The 4,481-nt window shown below is 50.3% G+C and carries 4 protein-coding genes and 4 tRNA genes; 1 reads left to right on the top strand and 7 read right to left on the bottom strand.

The features are described from left to right. From M989_RS14650 to M989_RS14630, 5 genes are all read right to left on the bottom strand, one after another. On the bottom strand, nt 1–378 hold a 378-nt coding region (locus M989_RS14650; protein ID WP_047050242.1), incomplete at its 3' end, for a GTP-binding protein. A 116-nt stretch (nt 379–494) separates the two neighbouring features. Beyond that, nucleotides 495–570 (bottom strand) — tRNA-Thr (locus tag M989_RS14645). Between the two features lie 5 nt (nt 571–575). Next, nucleotides 576–650: transfer RNA gene (locus M989_RS14640), tRNA-Gly, on the bottom strand. A gap of 119 nt (nt 651–769) precedes the next feature. After that, nucleotides 770–854: transfer RNA gene (locus tag M989_RS14635), tRNA-Tyr, on the bottom strand. Nucleotides 855–857: 3 nt separating this feature from the next. After that, nucleotides 858–933 (bottom strand) — tRNA-Thr (locus M989_RS14630). A gap of 423 nt (nt 934–1,356) precedes the next feature. Here M989_RS14630 and coaA point away from each other — a divergent pair. Beyond that, on the top strand, nt 1,357–2,307 hold the full coding sequence (gene coaA, locus M989_RS14625; protein ID WP_064546529.1) for a type I pantothenate kinase: 951 nt from the start codon (nt 1,357–1,359) through the stop codon (nt 2,305–2,307). Between the two features lie 36 nt (nt 2,308–2,343). On the opposite strand, the gene birA is transcribed toward coaA, so the two are convergent. After that, complete coding sequence (gene birA / locus M989_RS14620) at nt 2,344–3,306, bottom strand: bifunctional biotin--[acetyl-CoA-carboxylase] ligase/biotin operon repressor BirA (RefSeq protein WP_064546527.1); 963 nt, start codon at nt 3,304–3,306, stop codon at nt 2,344–2,346. Next, nucleotides 3,303–4,331 (bottom strand): UDP-N-acetylmuramate dehydrogenase, encoded by a 1,029-nt coding sequence (gene murB, locus M989_RS14615; protein ID WP_064546525.1) that lies wholly within the window; start codon nt 4,329–4,331, stop codon nt 3,303–3,305. The genes birA and murB overlap by 4 nt, the downstream gene beginning before the upstream one ends. Nucleotides 4,332–4,481 lie beyond the last annotated feature (150 nt).

Here is a 4,481-nt window from a genome sequence, read left to right as displayed (position 1 = left end):
AACCTGACGACCCAGCAGGATGTGCTCACGAGTCTGCGGCATCGGGCCGTCAGTCGCAGCAACAACCAGGATCGCGCCGTCCATCTGCGCAGCACCGGTGATCATGTTTTTAACATAGTCGGCGTGCCCCGGGCAGTCTACGTGCGCGTAGTGGCGAGTCGGGGTGTCGTATTCAACGTGGGAGGTGTTGATGGTGATACCACGAGCTTTTTCTTCCGGTGCGTTATCGATCTGGTCGAAAGCACGAGCAGCACCGCCGTAGGTTTTAGCCAGAACGGTAGTGATTGCAGCGGTCAGGGTAGTTTTACCATGGTCAACGTGGCCGATAGTACCGACGTTGACGTGCGGTTTGGTACGTTCAAATTTTTCTTTAGACATCGATAGTCCCTCTAATACACGGATAAATCGGTGATATCACCACATCAACCAGACAAAACGCCTGAATTGTTGAATGCTTGAATTTGAACAGAGAGAAATGGGAGGGAGAAGAGAAGTGGTGCTGATACCCAGAGTCGAACTGGGGACCTCACCCTTACCAAGGGTGCGCTCTACCAACTGAGCCATATCAGCACGTCTGGAGCGGGCAGCGGGAATCGAACCCGCATCATCAGCTTGGAAGGCTGAGGTAATAGCCATTATACGATGCCCGCATCCTAAAACTCGGCTACCCAGTTCTTTCTGTGCCAAAGGAAAGAGATCTCTCCCTTTCCTTTGTTTGAGCTAGTTATTTTACCAACCAACTCTGGCTTCGCAATGCTTAGCCTGAAAGTGGTGGTGGGGGAAGGATTCGAACCTTCGAAGTCTGTGACGGCAGATTTACAGTCTGCTCCCTTTGGCCGCTCGGGAACCCCACCTGATGGTGCCGACTACCGGAATCGAACTGGTGACCTACTGATTACAAGTCAGTTGCTCTACCTACTGAGCTAAGTCGGCATCAAGTAGCGCGCATTCTATGGAGACATGCGGTGACATGCAACTAAAAAATTGCATAAAATGTTCTATCGCTCACGTTTTGTGCATTTGCGCGTAAAAACTCAGCAAAACGTCTTTTTTACGTCCAAAAATCTCGCCGTGAATCGATAGTCTCGCGATGCTTTACTCGTCTTTAACGATATCCAGAGCAAAAGTTTAGGCTGGATAGCGTAGATTTTCACATTGTCTTCTATTAGTACTCTTTCTTCATTAATGGCAAATCGCCTGGTTGAGAACAAACTGTGGCGTTTTCTCACGAAAGCACCACTAATTTGGATTTTTTCTTCTTTTTCTCTTCTACCTGGTGTTAACCTCCTGCCCATTGTCCTGATTAACTGAATGTGAAGCGTCGCGTGCAGTCAGCGTGGTAGCCAGAACATGCTTATGAGAAAACAAGAGCAAACGTTAATGACACCTTATCTACAGTTCAATCGTAGCCAGTGGGCAGCGCTGCGCGATTCCGTGCCAATGACCCTGACTGAAGGCGAAATTACGCGCTTAAAAGGTATCAACGAAGATCTGTCGCTGGAGGAAGTGGCGGAGATCTATTTGCCTTTGTCACGTTTATTGAACTTCTATATTAGTTCTAACCTGCGCCGCCAGGCGGTGCTGGAGCAGTTCCTCGGCACTAACGGCCAACGCATTCCTTATATCATCAGTATTGCCGGCAGCGTGGCGGTCGGGAAAAGTACAACCGCGCGCGTGTTACAGGCGCTGCTTAGTCGTTGGCCGGAACACCGCCGCGTCGAGCTGATCACCACCGACGGTTTCCTGCATCCTAACGAGGTGCTTAAAGAGCGCGGTCTGATGAAGAAGAAAGGCTTCCCGCAGTCGTATGATATGCACCGACTGGTGAAGTTCGTTTCTGACCTGAAATCTGGCGTACCGAACGTTACCGCGCCGGTCTATTCGCATCTGATTTATGACGTTATTCCTGACGGCGATAAAACGGTCACTCATCCGGACATTCTCATTCTTGAGGGATTAAACGTTCTGCAGAGCGGGATGGATTATCCGCACGATCCGCATCATGTATTTGTGTCTGACTTCGTTGATTTTTCTATTTATGTTGATGCGCCAGAAAAATTATTACAGTCGTGGTATATCAATCGTTTCCTGAAATTCCGTGAAGGGGCTTTTACTGACCCGGATTCTTATTTCCATAACTATGCGCAGCTTTCCGAAGAAGAAGCCATTAACGTCGCGACATCACTTTGGAATGAAATTAACCTACGGAATTTAAACGAAAATATCCTACCAACGCGTGAGCGTGCAAGTTTAATTCTGACGAAAAGCGCTAACCACTCCGTTGAACAAGTGCGTTTGCGGAAATAAATGAGATAAAAGAAAAGGGAGCCGAAGCTCCCTTTTTTATTCGGCGCTGCGCAGCGAAATCTCACCGCCCATCCACGGTTTAATTACCCCATCTTGCTCAAGTAATAACGCTCCTTGAGTATCAATGCCGCGGGAAATACCGAAGATTTCTTTATCACCGATAATGAGTTTCACCGGCCGATTAATAAAGTTATCCAATTTATCCCAGCGTGAGAGATATGGCGTCAGGCCCTCCTGCTCGAAGAGATGCAATGCTTCATGTAACTCATTAATCAAGCGTGCGGCCAGAACGTTACGATCGATGGTGATCCCTGCTTCCTGGAGGTTGATCCAACCCTGATTAATCACATCGTTTTCAACACGACGCATCACCAGGTTAATACCGGCGCCAATGACGATTTGCGCGGCATCGCCGGTCTTACCGGTCAGCTCCACGAGAATACCCGATAGTTTACGGTCATTCAGATACAGGTCATTTGGCCATTTCACCCGCACTTTATCCGCACCGAGCTCCTGAAGGACTTCTGCCATCACAATACCGATCGCCAGGCTCAGGCCAATCGCGGCGGCGGGCCCCTGCTCTAAACGCCAGTACATGGAAAGATACAGGTTAGCGCCAAACGGTGAGAACCATTTACGGCCGCGACGACCACGGCCCGCCTGCTGGTATTCGGCGACGCAAGCATCACCGGACTTCAGCTCACCGATACGGTCAAGCAGATACTGATTGGTCGAATCGATAACCGGGAGAACGGCGACATCACCGTAATCAACTGCGCCGCGAATACGTTCAGCATCCAACAGTTGTATAGGTTCCGGTAAGCTATAGCCTTTACCTGGTACGGTGAAGACATCTACTCCCCAGTCACGCAGCGTCTGGATATGTTTATTAATCGCCGCGCGGCTCATACCCAGCGTTTCACCTAACTGCTCGCCGGAGTGAAAATCGCCATCGGCCAGCAGTGAGATAAGCGTTAATGGCACCGTATTGTCTTTCATTGAATCACCTCTACCGCGTTCACTTCACCCGTAGTACCAATAAAGCGAACTTCAGGTTCCAGCCAGACGTTAAATTTGTCGCCCACCTGCTGGCGAACATAATGAGCCAGCTTCACCACATCGCCACTCTGGGCGTTATTGACGTTCACCAGTACCAGTGCCTGCTGTTGGTGTACCGCTGCGCCCCCCTCAACGTGGCCTTTCAACTGACACTGATCGATAAGCCAGCCAGCAGCTAACTTAACGCTACCGTCCGCCTGCGGGTAATGCGGTGCTTTCGGGAAGTTTGCCAGCAGCGCCTGTGCGTATTCTGCACTCACCACGGGGTTTTTAAAGAAGCTGCCCGCGTTGCCATTAACCTTAGGATCCGGCAGTTTGCTCATGCGCATATGGCAGACTGAATCGAAAACCTCACGCGGAGTGACGGTTTGCGGATCCAGGCGTGTAAGGTCACCGTAAGTCAGTACCGGATGCCATGCTTTGGCCAGGCAGAAGCCAACAGCAACAATCGCAAAACGCTCCTGATAAGCATGCTTGAAGATGCTATCCCGGTAACCAAACTGACATTCTGTGGCGCTGAGGCGTTTGCGCTCTCCGGTTGCCAACTCAATACAGTCGACATATTCGCAGACGTGCTGTAATTCGACGCCGTAGGCGCCGATATTCTGAATAGGGGATGAGCCCGCGCAGCCTGGGATCAGGGCAAGGTTTTCCAGGCCGGGCATATTGTTATCCAGCGCATATCGCACTAGCTGATGCCAGTTTTCACCTGCACCGACGTGTAGATGCCAGGCATCAGCGGTTTCATTCACCTCAATGCCTTTGAGGCGGTTAAGGATCACGGTACCGGAATAGTCTTCCAGAAACAGGACATTGCTTCCTTCACCCAGGATCATGACCGGCTGCCCTTCACGGGTTGCTTTCTGCCAGGCGCTCAATAGTTGTTGTTCATTTTCAGCGCATACGATGTGCTTTGCACAGTGGTCAATGCCGAAGGTATTCCAGGGTTTTAGGGAGTGAGTCATAGCTGCTTTCCTGATGCTAAATCGGCGATAGTTTACCGTATCTGCGTGGGGAAGGCTTGCGGTTATATGTAGGAACAGGTTCAGGTAAATTAGGCGCAGAAGGAATAGAGAGGAAAAAAGTGGAGTATTGTGCATCACTTGCACGTAACT

The organism is Kluyvera georgiana ATCC 51603, from assembly GCF_001654985.1.
Taxonomy (GTDB): domain Bacteria; phylum Pseudomonadota; class Gammaproteobacteria; order Enterobacterales; family Enterobacteriaceae; genus Kluyvera; species Kluyvera georgiana.
The sequence above is the reverse complement of the archived record's forward strand: the minus strand, read 5'-3'. Positions and strand labels throughout refer to the sequence as shown.

Bases quoted from the DNA above. Each gene is read 5' to 3' on its own strand.
- murB (WP_064546525.1), bottom strand. From the start codon at position 4,331: ATGACTCACTCCCTAAAACCCTGGAATACCTTCGGCATTGACCACTGT.
- birA (WP_064546527.1), bottom strand. From the start codon at position 3,306: ATGAAAGACAATACGGTGCCATTAACGCTTATCTCACTGCTGGCCGAT.
- coaA (WP_064546529.1), top strand. From the start codon at position 1,357: ATGAGAAAACAAGAGCAAACGTTAATGACACCTTATCTACAGTTCAAT.